The sequence below is a fragment of the Ruegeria sp. CI1 genome (assembly GCF_056536925.1).
Window position 1 is genome coordinate 286,361 of the sequence record NZ_JBQFQP010000002.1, and the last position, 14,212, is coordinate 300,572.

Below are 14,212 nucleotides of genomic sequence, written 5' to 3' on the forward strand. Positions count from 1 at the left end.
ACGCTTTGTAATACGGCAATTATATTTCGGAGGTATTGCATATGCTCGTACAGGCCATTCTGAAATCCAAGGCGACCTCGGGCGTGGTCACCGTTGGATCCTCCGCGACTGTGTCGGAGGTTGCGAAAATCCTCGCGGAAAAGCGCATCGGGACGGTCGTGGTGTCGGATGATGACGGGCAGACAGCCGTCGGGATTCTATCCGAACGCGACATCGTACGAGAGCTTGCCGCAAGCGGGAGTGGATGCCTGACACAGGCCGTCAGCGAATACATGACATCCGATCTTGTGACCTGCACAAGTCAGGCCAGCGTTCAGGATATTCTTTCACAGATGACTGAAAGGCGGTTCCGCCATATGCCTGTGGTCGAAGAAGGTAAGCTGATCGGCATCGTGACCCTGGGTGACGCGGTCAAGGCGCAACTTGCTGAACTGGCAATGGAAAAGGATGCCCTGGAAGGTATGATCATGGGTCACTGATTCACTGCGGGTTGAAGCATGGGTGCGCCGTGGGCGGCGTGCCCTCTTGCACCTGCAGCGAAGTTGTGTTTGCTTCCGCAGAAACAATCTTGCGCAGGAGAGCGACATGCGGGTTGGATTGTATCCCGGTACCTTCGATCCGATTACCTTGGGTCATATAGACATTATCCGCCGTGCCGCAGCATTGGTGGACAAACTGGTGATCGGCGTTGCGATCAACCGGGACAAGGGTCCGTTGTTCAATCTGGAAGAGCGTGTGGCGATGATCGAGGCCGAATGCGCGCAGTTGAGTGAACAAACCGGAACTGAGATCGTTGCGCACCCGTTTGAGAACCTTCTGATCGATTGCGCAAATGACGTAGGCGCGCAAATCATCATTCGTGGTCTGCGCGCGGTCGCGGATTTCGAGTACGAATTCCAGATGGTCGGCATGAACCGGGCATTGGACAGTTCCGTCGAAACCGTATTCCTGATGGCCGAGGCGCGGCACCAGGCCATCGCCTCGAAACTGGTCAAGGAAATTGCCCGCTTAGGCGGGGACGTGTCGAAGTTCGTCACGCCCCGAGTTCGCGACGCCTTGGTGGACCGGCTTCACTGAAGATCGCGAACCAATCGCTCCCATCACCGCAGCCGTATCCAGCATCCGGTTTGAAAAGCCCCATTCGTTGTCATACCAGGCCAGAACCCGAACCAGAGTGCCATCGGTAACGGTGGTTTCGGACAGGGAAACTGTGGAACTATGCGGATCGTGGTTGAAGTCGACCGAAACGAGGGGACGGTCCTCCGCCGCAAGAACCTGCGGTATTCTGGCAGCAGCCTCGCACAGCATCCGGTTGACTTCCTCAACCGTGGTGGGGCGCGACACTTCGACAACCAGATCGACAACCGAGACATTCGGGGTAGGCACCCGGATTGCCTGCCCGCTGAGCTTTCCGGCTAATTGCGGCAGGACAAGACCGACCGCCGCAGCGGCGCCAGTTGTGCTGGGAATCATCGACAAGGCTGCAGCGCGCGAGCGATAGGGGTCCTTGGTCGCCGTATCGTGGACGGGTTGGCTGACGGTATAGGCATGCACCGTCGTCATCGAGCCGTGCTTGATACCAACACCTGCATCCAACGCGGCAGCGACAGGAGCCAGGCAGTTCGTCGTGCAGGAGGCGTTTGACACGATCCGATGCTCATCGGTGAGTTCATGATCGTTGACGCCAAAAACAACGGTTTTGACCGGAGTATCCCCTCGGGCCGGTGCGGAAATCAGAACTTTGCCTGCGCCGTTCTTCAGGTGGCGCGCGGCGCCTTCGTGGGTTCGGAATACTCCGGTACAGTCCAGAACAACGTCCACGTCAGACCAATTCAGATCTTCAGGAGCTTGAATGCCGGTCAACCGGATCGGCCCGGCCCCAACATCCAGATGCGTGTCGGTCAGTTTCACGGGCTTCGAATATCGGCCATGGACGCTGTCGAATTCAAAGAGATGCGCATTGATCTGTGGCGAAGACAAGTCGTTGATCGCGACGATTTGCACGTCCTTGCGCCCGCTTTCCATGGACGCACGAAGTATCCCCCGACCGATGCGGCCAAATCCATTTATGGCAAGGTTGATTGTCATATTCGCTCCGAAAGTTCGCTTCCTCAAGGAAAGTTAGCGCTAACATCACGAATTGACGCCAAATGTCAAGACTTGGCGCTCGTTATCGCCAAAAGGCGACCCAATCCAGAAAATCGTAAAGTTTCTTGCCAAGGAAAAGCAGGTGCTCGGTGCCGAACAGGCTGTAATCAAGCATGACGGCTCCCAGCAGCAGAACCAAAAACCAGACGGCGATTCTGTTGGTCATGTGGGCCCCGGTGCAATTGAAAACGCCCGCCCAGATAACCTGAGCGGGCGTTTCATCTCAAGGTGTTAAGTCAAATTCAGCCGAGTTTTCCCATGGCTACGGCAACGTCCGCCATTCGAACCGAGAAACCCCACTCGTTGTCGTACCAAGCCAGCACGCGCACCATGCGGTCATCGACTACGCGGGTCTGATCGGGCGCAAAGATCGAGCTTTCTTCGGTGTGGTTGAAGTCTGTCGACACCAGCGGCGCGGGTTCATACCCCAACACGCCCTTCATCGGGCCATCGGCGGCGGCCTTGACCAATGCGTTGATTTCTTCAGCGGTCACGTCGCGGCCTGCGCGGAAAGTCAGGTCAACGGCTGACACGTTCGGGGTGGGCACCCGGATGGCCGAGCCGTCCAGACGCCCCTTGAGACGCGGCAGGACCTCACCCAAAGCCTTGGCGGCGCCGGTCGTGGTCGGGATCATCGACATGGCTGCAGCGCGGGCGCGATACAGATCCTTGTGGCGGCGGTCCAGCGTCGGCTGATCGCCGGTATAGGCGTGGATGGTGGTCATGATTCCATGCTCGATACCGACGCCCTCGTCCAGAACCTTGGCCAGAGGTGCCAGGCAATTGGTCGTGCAGGAGCCATTCGAGATCATCTTGTCGCCGGCTTCCAGCTGGTCGTCATTGACGCCAAAGACGATGGTCTTGTCGACGTTCTTGCCGGGCGCGGATAGCAGCACCTTCTTGGCGCCACGTTCCAGATGCGCCTTGGCCTTTTCGCCGTCGTTGAACTTGCCGGTGCATTCCAGAACCACGTCGCAGCCCGACCAGTCCAGCTCGTTCATGTCGTAGGTCGAGAACATCTGCATATCGCCACGACCCAGGTTCATGGTGCCGTTGCCGATGGTCACATCGCCGGGAAAGCGGCCATGCACGCTGTCATACTTGATCAGGTGGGCGGCGGTTTCCAGTGGGCCGGTCGCGTTGACCTTGATCACCTCGATATCATCGCGGCCCGAAGCGGCGATGTGGGACAGGGTGCAGCGACCGATGCGGCCAAAACCGTTGATGCCAACCTTGATGGTCATATTGCGACTCCGAATGACGTGAAACTTGCAGGCCATATAGACGCGCCAGACCTGTACAGAAAGATCAAAAGCGGCGTAAATTGAATATGTTAGCGCAAAACTTGAGCGGTTGCGCTAACGCTTGCGCTAAGCCTTGGATCAGGTAGGGTTCCAAAGCGGCAGGATGAGCGAAAGGACGCGGGAATGAGTGGTCTTCTGGCTTTGCTGGATGATGTGGCGGGAATTGCCAAGGTCGCGGCGGCATCAGTCGATGACGTGGCGGCAGCTGCGGGGAAGGCTGGCGCCAAAACCGCAGGCGTGATCATCGACGATGCGGCGGTGACGCCGAAATTCGTGCAGGGTTTCGCTCCGGCGCGGGAACTGCCGATCATCTGGAAAATTGCGCGTGGCTCGCTGTTCAACAAGCTGATCCTGCTTTTGCCGGTGGCGATGTTGCTGGCGAATTTCGCGCCCTGGTTGATCACACCGCTTCTGATGATTGGCGGCGCCTATCTGTGTTTCGAAGGCGCGGAAAAGATCTTTCACGTGCTTTTCCCGCATGGCAGTCATGCCATCGACGAGGACATGAGCATCAAGGATCCCGGCCACCTGGAAGCGCAGAAGGTCAAGGGGGCGATCAAGACAGATTTCATCCTGTCGGCGGAAATCATGACGATTGCTCTGGCGGCCATCGAGGTGCCCAATGTCTGGATGCAGGCGGCAACGCTGGCCGTGGTCGGTGTTGGCGTGACTGTCGCGGTCTATGGCTCGGTCGGGCTGATTGTGAAAATGGACGACGTGGGCCTTTTCCTGGCGCAAAACGCGCCGACGCCTGTGGGCCGTGGCCTGGGGCGCGGGCTGGTCAAGTTCATGCCGGTGCTGATGAAGATCCTGTCGGTGGTCGGCACCGCGGCGATGCTGTGGGTCGGCGGCTCCATCATCATCCACGGGCTGGAGGTGCTGGGCTTTGGCTGGCTGAGCCATCTGATCCACGACTGGGCCTATGCCGTCGGTCATTCCGTGCCCGCCGGCTGGGCCGGCTTTGCTGAGTGGACAGCCAAGGCGGCGATGGACGGGGTGTTCGGGGTGGCGCTGGGGCTGCTGTTGATCCCGCTGGCAACCAAGGTTGTGGGGCCAGTATTTTTTAAGACTTGAAGTATAATAAGCCAAGGACCATACGTTCAAAACGAAACCCTGCCTCTGTGGTTAGGCAATTAAACAACCTTTTGTTTCTAGGAGTAAAACTGTTGAATCGCATATCGAAGCGAGCCATCGCCGTACTGGCTGTTTCCGTCTCTCTTCTTTCGGCTTGTTCTGCTTCACACCAGACAACAAGAACGCCCGCGCCAACCTACTCAGACCCTAGCCTTGTTAGCTCGTATGTAGTTATTAAAATGCCGACCGAACAGCAGAAGTTGCGCTACATAAGCGCCTCGGTTTCTAAAAGACCAAACGACGGTCCACACGCGGGTTATCCAGTAAGTGTTAGACTCATAGTTTCGGAAGGAACCTCCTACTCTAAGTCCAACATCTTTTTGTCACCGCTGAATCGTGAGACCGCCGAAAGATTTGCTGCGGCTTACGGCACCGATGAGAACGCGAGTAACGCCTTCAAGATGGGACAGGACATTGCGCTTCAAACGGTGTGTCAGGGGCGGAAGGTGACGAGGAATTCGTTTGGACGACAATACTCAGTTCCGCCCGGCACTGTTCCCGTTCTTGGCCAACCGGTACCGACCGGGGCCATCGGAAAATCCATTCCCGCAGCCGAGTATTCGAGATTTGGATGGAGCGTAAACCTCTGGTGCCGCTGACGAAAACCCTTATCCTTGTAGTCCTTTCTGGTTCGATCTGTGGTTGTTCAAGTGGTTTGACCCCTAGAGAGTTTCAAGAAAAGCTTAAGATAGATCAGGCCCGATGGTCTGCTGAGATTGAAAAGTATCCCTCTGCAACCTTTTCAGTTGCAGGAATGCGTGAACGATATTCAGGTGCGACATATCTGGACTACAATGTCCAGCACGGAACTCAGGTTGAATATCTCGACCCAGAAGGTCGAGCCTTTTTGTGGTATCCAGGAAATACGGATGTGGTAGTGGGGGAATGGACTGTTAAAGCACCTGTTCGTGGATCGAAATATGCGCAGCTCTGTTGGAAGTACGAACCCCAGACAATTAATCCGGTAACTGGGGGGAGGGGTGGAGAGTATAGTTGCATCAAAGCAAATCAACACATCTTGGCTGAAGAGGAATACACTCGTGGCGATCCCTTTGGATTGGCAATGAGCGGAATTCCTTTTCCGCTAAAAAAGAACAGGCAATACTCGATGAAAGAGCTGGCCAGGCGCAGTGGCGTGTCTGTGGTTTTGCTGCAGTAGGTACATCGGTCAGATTCGAATTCCGATGACTTTGAGTGAATAGTCGAAAGTAAGAGGGAGCCCGAGGGCTCCTGTTTTTTTCTTGGATCGCGGTTTGGGCTAAGTTAGCAACTCTTTCACCTTGGCAACCGTTGCGTCTGCCGTGATGCGAAAGTGTTTGTACAGCTCATCCGCCGGGGCCGACGCGCCAAAGCTCGACATGCCGATAAAGGCGGCCTTGGCCTCGCGGCCACGTTCGCCCAGCAACCAGCGATCCCAGCCGCCCGCCCGCACGGCAGCCTCGATGCCGACGCGAACCGGGCCTGCGGGAAGAACCTTTTTGCGATAGGCTTCGTCCTGTTCGGCAAAAAGTTCCATGCAAGGCATCGATACGACGCGGGTTCCGATGCCCTCTGCCTCCAGCTTGGCCTTGGCTTCCATTGCAACGGAAACTTCCGAGCCCGTGGCGATCAGGATGGCCTGACGCTTGCCTTCTGCCTCGGCCAGAACATACGCGCCTTGCGAGGTCAGGTTGCGGGTCTTGTGATCGGTGCGCACGGTCGGAACGCCCTGACGGGTCAGCGACAGCACTGATGGGCTATTCTTGAACGTCAGCGCCATTTCCCAGCTTTCAGCGGTCTCCACCGTGTCGGCGGGGCGGAAGACATAGGTGTTGGGCGTCGCGCGAGAAATTGCCAGATGCTCGACCGGCTGATGGGTGGGGCCGTCTTCGCCCAATCCGATTGAGTCATGGGTCATGACGAAAACCGTCGGAATTTTCATAAGCGCGGCCAAACGCATTGCCGGGCGGGCATAGTCGGTAAAGCACATGAAGGTTCCGCCATAGGGGCGGATACCGCCGTGCAGCGCCATGCCGTTCATCGCTGCCGCCATGCCGTGTTCGCGAATGCCCCAATAGATGTACCGGCCCTTGCGGTTTTCCGGATCGAACACGCCCAGATCGCCGGTCTTGGTGTTGTTCGAGCCGGTCAGATCGGCCGAGCCGCCCACCGTTTCGGTCATCACCGGGTTGACCACGCTCAGCACCTTTTCCGATGCAGCGCGGGTTGCCAGTTTGGGCTGGTCTTCCGAGACCTGCTTTTTCAGCGCCCGGATGACGCTGCCCAGCTTTTTGGGTGCTTCAAAGGCATAGGCGCGGTTGAACTCGGCCTGCTTGCGGTCCGAAAGGGCGGCAAAGCGCTCCTCCCAGGCTGCCCGTTCGGTCGCGCCACGCGCCCCGATAGCTTCCCACGCCGCCTTGACGTCGGCAGGAACCTCGAAGGCGCCCAACGGTGCTCCATAGGCTGCTTTCGCGGCTTTCAGCTGCTCGGCATCCGTCAGCGCGCCATGGCCTTTCGAAGTGTCCTGCGCCGCGTGACCAAGCGCGATATGGGTTTTGCAGGCGATCATCGACGGTTTCTTCGATTTCTTGGCCTGCTCTATGGCGGCGTCAATGGCTTTGGGGTCATGACCGTCGATTTCGATAACATGCCAGCCCGAGGCGGTGAAACGGCGCACCTGATCGGTGCGGTCCGACAATTCGACGGTGCCATCGATGGTGATGTTGTTGTTGTCCCAGAACACGATCAGCTTGCTCAGTTCGTGACGCCCCGCCAAACCTATCGCTTCCTGGCTGACGCCTTCCATCAGACAGCCGTCGCCTGCAATCACGTACGTATAGTGATCGACAACTTTCCCGCCGTAGTGCGCACGCTGAATTTCCTCGGCCATGGCAAAGCCCACGGCATTGGAAATACCCTGACCCAGCGGGCCGGTGGTGGTTTCGATGCCGCTTGCCAGGAAATTCTCCGGATGGCCCGCGGTTTTGGCGCCCAACTGGCGGAAGTTCTTGATCTCGTCCAGCGTGATTTCAGCGCTGCCGGTCAGATAGAGCAGCGAATAGATCAGCATCGAACCGTGGCCAGCAGACAGGATGAACCGGTCACGATCCGGCCATGTCGGATTTGCGGCATCGAACTTCAGATGCTTTTCGAACAAAACCGTCGCCACATCGGCCATGCCCATCGGCATGCCGGAATGGCCGGAATTGGCAGTGGCCACAGCGTCGAGGGTCAGAGAGCGGATGGCCGAGGCCTTGGCCCAGTGTTCGGGGTTGGCATTGCGCAGCGCAGTCAGGTCCACGGGACTTGTTCCTTTGAATTACGGGCGAATTGCGCGCTCAATAGCATCCAACCCTCAAAGTGCAAGCAGAACCCGGCACGAAACGGGGCGGGGACCTCAACTGTGGCCTGCAAGTCGTTGAAAGCAAAAGGGGGGTATTTTCCGCCCCGTTTCGTTAGACTAGTGCTATCGCCAGCCCCCTCCGATTCGTGGCGGCAGGCAAAACAATGAACCTTGGATCAAAGGTGAAACAGGCATGAGCCAGATCGAACAATTGCACCACCGCATCCTGTCCGCAATGGAGCGGATCAGTGCCGGTGTCGACGCACTGGAAGGAAAGGCCTCGACTGACGGCGGTCAGGAACCGGGGCTGAGCGAAGCCTTGCAGGAAGAACGGCTGGCAAACGCGCAACTTGAAGAGCGTCTCAATACGCTGAGAGATCGCCATTCTGCCGAGATTGCGGCGCTGCGAGATGAGTTGAGCGGCGGCGAAATGGCCGATGCGTTGCGGTCTGAACTGGCCGAGGCCAAAGCCGCCCTGGACGCGGTAGAGGAAGTGGGTCCGCTCAAGGCCGAGATTGCGGCGCTCAAGGCAGAACTGGCCAATTCCGAGCGTGTGGCGGAGTTGAGTGCGGAACTGGAAATGCTTCGTGCTGAACGGGTCAGCCACGCAGAGGCGATGGTCCGGCTGGACGGCGATCTTCGACGTTTGCGGAAATCCAATGACGAGCTGCGCGACACGATCGCCAAGCTCAAGGCGGCGGCCGAAGCCGGATTGACCGATCATGAACTGCTCAACGAAGCGGCCGAACAGGAACTGGAAGCCTTGCGCGCGGTACGGGCGACCGATGCCGCCGAGGCGCGAGCGGTGCTAGCCCGGCTTGAACCGCTTTTGGCCAATGCCAACCTGGCAGAAGGAGAGGTGGAGTAATGCCGGACGTGACCATTCATATCGGCGGGCGCGGTTTCGACGTGTCCTGTCAGGAGGGTGAGGAATCCTATCTGCACGCAGCCGCCAAGATGCTCGATGACGAGGCGCAGGTTCTGTCCGACCAGATCGGGCGGATGCCCGAAGCCCGCATGCTGCTGATGGCCGGGCTGATGCTTGCAGACAAGGCCGCGGCAGCCGAGGACCGGATCAAGGCGGTTGAGGCGAAACTTGCCGAACGCGAGGCGCAGTTGGTGGCGTTACGCAACGCACCAATGCCGGAACCCGAAAGGATCGAGGTTGCGGTCATCCCGCCTTCGGTGACGGACACGCTGGCCGAAATGGCGGCGCGGGCCGAGTCTCTTGCTGCGGCTATTGAAGAGAAGGCAGGCAAATGAGGGGTGCGCGTTTATTTGCCTGCGGCGTGGCATTGTCAGTTCTTGCCGCGAGTGCCGTGGCTGAGATCGACATTCTTTCTGTCAGCTTCACTTGTGAAGGCGGTACTCAGATCCCGGTGTCCTATTTCAATGCAACAGACGGAACGTCGGCGGCGGCCATGGTTGTTGACGGGGTGCTCGTATCGATGCGGCAAGCCCCCAGCGGTTCGGGCATCCGCTATGAATCGGTTGATGCGGTTGGCACCTATGTCCTGCGCTCGAAAGGCTGGGATGCGACGATCACTCATCAGGCGACGGGATCAACAGCCCCTGAACGGATCTTGTACAGGAACTGTTCCAGTCGCTAAAGCATGACAGGCAAGCGGTGACGCCGGCCTATTGGAATGCCAAAGCGCGCAGCCCGATGACCACCCGCTCTGACCGTCAGATCAAGCGTTGGCTTCGCGGATCTTGTCGGCGGCTTCCTTGTTATAGCTCACGCCGTTCTCGTCGAACATCGAGTCCAGTTCGCCCGACAGGGTCATCTCGGTGATGATGTCGCAGCCACCGACAAACTCGCCCTTGACGTAAAGCTGCGGAATGGTCGGCCAGTCGGAATAGTCCTTGATGCCTTGGCGGATTTCGTCATCCGCCAGAACGTTGACGTCGGTATAATCAACACCCATGTAGTTCAGCACACCGGCGACGCGGCTGGAAAAGCCGCATTGAGGCATCTCCTTGGTGCCTTTCATGTAGAGCACGACATCATTGGCTTTGACGGTTTCGTCGATCCGGGTTTTTGCATCGCTCATCTTGCGTGTCCTTGTATCTGCCCAACGGGCGGTTCATTTCGTCATCCGGCGGCTAAGCCACCAGTTTCCTTTTTCCAACCTTTGGTTCTCGTCATGCACCTTTGACACCCCATCGGCCTCCCACGGGCGGCGTTTGAGGGTTTCGGGGTCAGGGCGCATGTCCGACAACCGGCGTCTGATGTTGCGTTTGAGATAAGCCTCAATCACAGCGGCGGCAACCACCAAGGCGACAATTCCGCAACCGATCCAGATCAGCCACCCGCTCATTTTCGCGGCGCCATCGCCCTGGCGTATTCTTGAGGGTCGCGAGAAACTACGATTGTTGTTCCATGCCCACCACCGGTCCCGTTCGATGCCCCAGCACCTCCAGAAACCAGACTACCGCCTTGGCCAGGAAGGGTTCCGGGTTTGTTGGTTGTCGATTTCGCGGAAAATGAAGATCGGACCGCGGCATAAATTCCGACAACTACCAGGAATGCCAAGCAAAGATATCCCCAGCCGACAAAAGTCATTCTGGCGCTTTTGTCGTCAATGCCAGTGCGTGCAACTCTCCGTCCGGGCCGTCCATCTTGCCTTTGAGTGCCGCATAGACCGCACGCTGTTGCTGAACCCGGTTCTTGCCGCGAAAGCTTTCATCCACCACCATGGCGGACATGTGAACGCCATCATTGCCACCGACCTGAATGTCCGCATCCGGAAAGGCTTGGCGCAGCAGCTTTTCGATTTCGTAAGCGCTCATCGGCATGTAGGTAACTCCAATAGGTCTTTCCCAAGATGTAGAGCGATGCGCAGAGGGGCGCAAGTGCGTCACGGCTGCGCGCAGATGCAAAGCCTGCGCCATTGTCAGAGCACAGGATTTGCCGCTATTTCAGACAGAAAGTACAGCCGGACGATCAGGCCACGGCGGCGGCAAAGCTGGAGCGGAATATCTCGCTCAACTCCGCCAGCGAGGCTTCGGAACTACCGATGCGTACACTGTCGCCGGTGAAGCGGCCGACGGATACCAGCGGCACGCCCGCCTGACCAGCGGCGATCATCAGCGCTTCGGCCTGATCGAAGTTGCAGGCAACCAGATAGCGGGCCTGATCTTCGCCGAACAGGAATTCGGTCGGTGCGTCATCCAGATGAACGCCCACGCCCGCCGCTTCGGCCAACTCGAACGCCGCCAGTGCAAGGCCGCCGTCGCCGAGGTCGGTGCAGGCTTTGATCATGCCGCGATTGGCTCGGATGAAATCGCCATTGCGCTTTTCGGCCTCAAGATCGACATGCGGCGCGTCGCCGTCTTCGCGGTGGAACACTTCGGCCAAAAGCGCAGACTGGCCAAGGTGGCCTGCTGTCTCACCGATCACCAGCGCCACATGACCCTCGCGTACTTCGTTGCCGATGATCTCGTCGGTCGAGGTCAGCAAGCCAACTGCGCCGATTGTCGGGGTTGGCAAGATCGCCTGACCATCTGTCTCATTATACAAGGACACGTTGCCCGATACGATCGGCATGTCCAGTGCGGCCACGGCCGCGCCGATACCTTTGAGTGCACCAACGAACTGCCCCATGATTTCCGGCTTTTCCGGATTGCCGAAATTCAGGTTGTCAGTGGACGCCAGTGGTTTCGCGCCAACGGCCGTCAGATTGCGATAGGCCTCGGCCACTGCCTGTTTGCCGCCTTCTTCGGGGTTGGCACGTACATATCGGGGGGTCACATCGCTGGTAAAGGCCAACACCTTGCCGGTGCCGTGCACCCGGATCATGCCTGCGCCCAGACCGGGCGTGCGGCTGCTGTCGGCCATGACCATGGTGTCATATTGCTCATAGACCCACTGCTTCGCCGCATAGTTGGGCGAAGAGAGCAGGGCGCGCAGGCCGTCCACCGGATCGATCTGCGGTACATCGGCCACAGGTTCCGCCGCAGGTGTGGGCACCCAGGGGCGGTCATATTCCGGCGCGGTGGATGACAGCTTTGACAAAACGAGATCGGCCTTGATCTCGCCATTGTGCTCGATCAGGAAACGGTCTTCGGCAATAGTTTCCCCGACAATAGCGAAATCCAGATCCCATTTCTCGAAAACTGCACGGGCCTCGGCCTCTTTCTCGGGCTTCAGGACCATCAGCATGCGTTCCTGAGATTCGCTGAGCATCATCTCATACGCGGTCATGTTCTCTTCGCGTTGCGGTACTGCATCGAGGTCCAACTTGATGCCCAGACCGCCCTTGTCGCCCATTTCCACCGCCGAACAGGTCAGGCCCGCCGCGCCCATGTCCTGAATCGAAATGACGGCGCCGGTCTGCATCAATTCCAGACAGGCCTCCATCAGGCGTTTTTCGGTAAAGGGGTCGCCGACCTGAACGGTGGGACGCTTCTCCTCGATCGTGTCGTCGAATTCGGCGCTGGCCATGGTGGCGCCGCCGACACCATCGCGACCGGTCTTGGCGCCCAGGTAAACCACCGGCATGCCGACGCCCGAGGCGGCAGAATAGAAAATCTTGTCGCTGTCAGCCAGACCCGCAGCAAAGGCGTTCACAAGGCAGTTTCCGTTGTAAGCCGGGTGGAACCGGACTTCACCACCAACGCAAGGTACGCCAAAACAGTTGCCATAGCCGCCGATGCCCTCGACGACTCCATTAACCAGCTGGCGGGTCTTGTGGTGGCCGGGCTCTCCAAAGCTCAGCGCGTTCATCGAGGCGATAGGGCGCGCGCCCATGGTGAATACATCGCGCAGGATGCCGCCGACACCAGTTGCAGCACCTTGGTACGGCTCGATGTAGGACGGGTGGTTGTGGCTTTCCATCTTGAAAACCACCGCCTGACCATCGCCGATATCGACGACGCCCGCGTTCTCGCCCGGACCACAGATCACTTGCGGACCCGAGGTGGGCAGCGTGCGAAGCCATTTCTTGGAGGATTTGTAAGAGCAGTGCTCGTTCCACATCGCTGAGAAAATTCCAAGCTCGGTAAAGGTCGGCTCGCGCCCGATGATTTCAAGGATCATGTCGTATTCATCGGGTTTCAGCCCATGGGCTGCGATCAGTTCCGGTGTGATGGCGGGCTCTTGCATCGTCTGTCCTGTCCCCAAGCTGGCCGATATTGCGGGCCTTTTAGGGCAAGGGCGTGCCGGGGGAAAGTGCCAAGAACGCGCAGATGGATCAGAAACGCTGGCCGACGTATATATAGAGCGTGTTTTCGTGCTGGTCATTCCGGCTGGCATCGACGGAAAAGTCCAGCGGAAATTTTTTTGACACCCTGTAGCGCGCGCCGATGCCAAAGGCTGCGTGCGTTCCGTCGGCGTCGAGATCCTGAAAGTGAGGGCCTACTTGCCCGACGCCCCCGAACGCGACCAACCCGATGCGGTCGGAAAGGCGCTGACGAAACTCGACCTGAAGCGAAGCCGAACGCAGATCGAGGAACTGGGTGGCGGAAAAACCGCGGAACGCATCCACGGTGCCAAGCCCGCATTGATCAAAGAATGGCGTCTCTGAGGATGACGCGCATAACGACAACCTGCTGGCTATGACCGAGCGGTCCCAGGGGCTGAGATAGAAAGTGTAGTTCACATAGGATTTGGAGTAATCCTGAATCAGCCCGCTGAGGCCATAACCGCGAAATGCCTCGAAATGCAGCGCGTGGCCGCGAGTGGGATAGATCGTGTCGTCGCGTGTGTCCCAGTCGGATACAACGCCGACATTGCCGATCTCCGCCCTCAGAAACTGATCGAATGGTGGAGGAATTGGCGGCAACCCCGCAAAGGCGGGGGTGATGGTTGTATCCAGATAGCGGAATGAGGCCCCAAATGACAGATCCGGCGTCACCCCATAGGATACGCTCAGTTTGCCCAGCGTTCCGTCTTGCCGGATCGGAATGATCCCCGTGCCGGTATACAGATCATATCGAAGGTCAGCTTTGCCATAGAGCGCCTTGATGATCCACCGGTTGTCATCAAGTTTCAGGCTGATTGCCGCGGCGCCTGCCTTGCTGCCATTGTCCGAACGAAGCCCCCCTCCACCGATGAAGGACGGGTCGGAACCTTCGTCGAGTTGAAACAAATACCCGGCTCCCAGCACCAGCCCCGAGCCAATCGTAGGGTTGGAAAATGGGATAGGGGCCACCACGAATGAACCGCGCCTGAACCCGTATTTCTCATCCTCGCTGGCATGTTCCAGGCCGCCGACATTGGTATCGACCACCCCGCGCGCATTTTGGGCGGAAACACTTCCTGCCATTAGCAGCAGTAACGCCGTCACAATGCTCGCCGCAC

16 protein-coding genes are annotated in these 14,212 nt (G+C 58.3%); 7 read left to right on the top strand and 9 right to left on the bottom strand.

Annotated features, from left to right (window positions below):
- The first annotated feature begins 41 nt into the window (after positions 1-41).
- Complete coding sequence (locus ACR0LZ_RS03360) at positions 42-479, top strand: CBS domain-containing protein (protein WP_480748359.1); 438 nt, start codon at positions 42-44, stop codon at positions 477-479.
- Between the two features lie 106 nt (positions 480-585).
- Positions 586-1,077 (top strand): pantetheine-phosphate adenylyltransferase, encoded by a 492-nt coding sequence (gene coaD / locus ACR0LZ_RS03365; RefSeq protein ID WP_480748360.1) that lies wholly within the window; start codon positions 586-588, stop codon positions 1,075-1,077.
- Here the strand turns inward: coaD and gap (ACR0LZ_RS03370) are convergent.
- The 3 genes from gap (ACR0LZ_RS03370) to gap (ACR0LZ_RS03380) all read right to left on the bottom strand — a co-directional run bounded on the left by gap (ACR0LZ_RS03370) (position 1,009) and on the right by gap (ACR0LZ_RS03380) (position 3,392).
- Entirely contained in the window at positions 1,009-2,088 is a 1,080-nt protein-coding gene (gap, locus tag ACR0LZ_RS03370; RefSeq protein ID WP_480748361.1) for a type I glyceraldehyde-3-phosphate dehydrogenase, read from the bottom strand. The two genes, coaD and gap (ACR0LZ_RS03370), sit on opposite strands and share 69 nt — an antisense overlap.
- Before the next feature lie 82 nt (positions 2,089-2,170).
- Positions 2,171-2,314, bottom strand: coding sequence for a hypothetical protein (locus ACR0LZ_RS03375; protein WP_480748362.1), 144 nt, complete (start codon positions 2,312-2,314; stop codon positions 2,171-2,173).
- Between the two features lie 76 nt (positions 2,315-2,390).
- The gene (gap, locus tag ACR0LZ_RS03380; RefSeq protein WP_480748363.1) at positions 2,391-3,392 is read right to left on the bottom strand and encodes a type I glyceraldehyde-3-phosphate dehydrogenase; all 1,002 of its coding nucleotides are present in this window, start codon (positions 3,390-3,392) and stop codon (positions 2,391-2,393) included.
- 183 nt (positions 3,393-3,575) lie between these two features.
- On the opposite strand from gap (ACR0LZ_RS03380), the gene ACR0LZ_RS03385 reads away from it, so the two are divergent.
- Together ACR0LZ_RS03385 and ACR0LZ_RS03390 are read left to right on the top strand one after the other, a co-directional pair.
- On the top strand, positions 3,576-4,526 hold the full coding sequence (locus ACR0LZ_RS03385; RefSeq protein ID WP_480748364.1) for a DUF808 domain-containing protein: 951 nt from the start codon (positions 3,576-3,578) through the stop codon (positions 4,524-4,526).
- A 631-nt stretch (positions 4,527-5,157) separates the two neighbouring features.
- On the top strand, positions 5,158-5,745 hold the full coding sequence (locus ACR0LZ_RS03390; protein ID WP_480748365.1) for a hypothetical protein: 588 nt from the start codon (positions 5,158-5,160) through the stop codon (positions 5,743-5,745).
- A 99-nt stretch (positions 5,746-5,844) separates the two neighbouring features.
- Here the strand turns inward: ACR0LZ_RS03390 and tkt are convergent, their stop codons facing one another.
- The gene (gene tkt, locus ACR0LZ_RS03395; RefSeq protein WP_480748366.1) at positions 5,845-7,866 is read right to left on the bottom strand and encodes a transketolase; all 2,022 of its coding nucleotides are present in this window, start codon (positions 7,864-7,866) and stop codon (positions 5,845-5,847) included.
- A 235-nt stretch (positions 7,867-8,101) separates the two neighbouring features.
- Between tkt and ACR0LZ_RS03400 the strand changes: the two genes are divergently transcribed.
- Genes ACR0LZ_RS03400 through ACR0LZ_RS03410 form a run of 3 tightly spaced genes read left to right on the top strand, consistent with a single transcriptional unit; the run spans position 8,102 to position 9,518 of the window.
- Entirely contained in the window at positions 8,102-8,776 is a 675-nt protein-coding gene (locus ACR0LZ_RS03400) for a hypothetical protein (RefSeq protein ID WP_480748367.1), read from the top strand.
- Positions 8,776-9,171, top strand: a complete 396-nt coding sequence (locus tag ACR0LZ_RS03405) for a cell division protein ZapA (RefSeq protein ID WP_480748368.1) — start codon at positions 8,776-8,778, stop codon at positions 9,169-9,171. The genes ACR0LZ_RS03400 and ACR0LZ_RS03405 overlap by 1 nt, the downstream gene beginning before the upstream one ends.
- Positions 9,168-9,518, top strand: a complete 351-nt coding sequence (locus tag ACR0LZ_RS03410; RefSeq protein WP_480748369.1) for an MliC family protein — start codon at positions 9,168-9,170, stop codon at positions 9,516-9,518. Before ACR0LZ_RS03405 ends, ACR0LZ_RS03410 begins: the two co-directional genes overlap by 4 nt.
- 81 nt (positions 9,519-9,599) lie before the next feature.
- Here ACR0LZ_RS03410 and grxD read toward each other — a convergent pair whose 3' ends face one another.
- From grxD to ACR0LZ_RS03435, 5 genes are all read right to left on the bottom strand, one after another.
- Positions 9,600-9,962, bottom strand: a complete 363-nt coding sequence (gene grxD, locus ACR0LZ_RS03415; RefSeq protein ID WP_480748370.1) for a Grx4 family monothiol glutaredoxin — start codon at positions 9,960-9,962, stop codon at positions 9,600-9,602.
- Between the two features lie 33 nt (positions 9,963-9,995).
- Positions 9,996-10,229: a hypothetical protein gene (locus ACR0LZ_RS03420; protein ID WP_480748371.1), complete on the bottom strand. Its 234-nt coding sequence runs from the start codon at positions 10,227-10,229 to the stop codon at positions 9,996-9,998.
- A 241-nt stretch (positions 10,230-10,470) separates the two neighbouring features.
- Positions 10,471-10,707: a BolA/IbaG family iron-sulfur metabolism protein gene (locus tag ACR0LZ_RS03425; protein ID WP_480748372.1), complete on the bottom strand. Its 237-nt coding sequence runs from the start codon at positions 10,705-10,707 to the stop codon at positions 10,471-10,473.
- Between the two features lie 148 nt (positions 10,708-10,855).
- Positions 10,856-13,015, bottom strand: coding sequence for a phosphoribosylformylglycinamidine synthase subunit PurL (gene purL / locus ACR0LZ_RS03430; RefSeq protein ID WP_480748373.1), 2,160 nt, complete (start codon positions 13,013-13,015; stop codon positions 10,856-10,858).
- A gap of 88 nt (positions 13,016-13,103) precedes the next feature.
- Positions 13,104-14,198 carry a BamA/TamA family outer membrane protein gene (locus ACR0LZ_RS03435; RefSeq protein ID WP_480748374.1) on the bottom strand — a complete coding sequence of 365 codons (1,095 nt, stop codon included), beginning with the start codon at positions 14,196-14,198 and terminating at the stop codon, positions 13,104-13,106.
- Positions 14,199-14,212 lie beyond the last annotated feature (14 nt).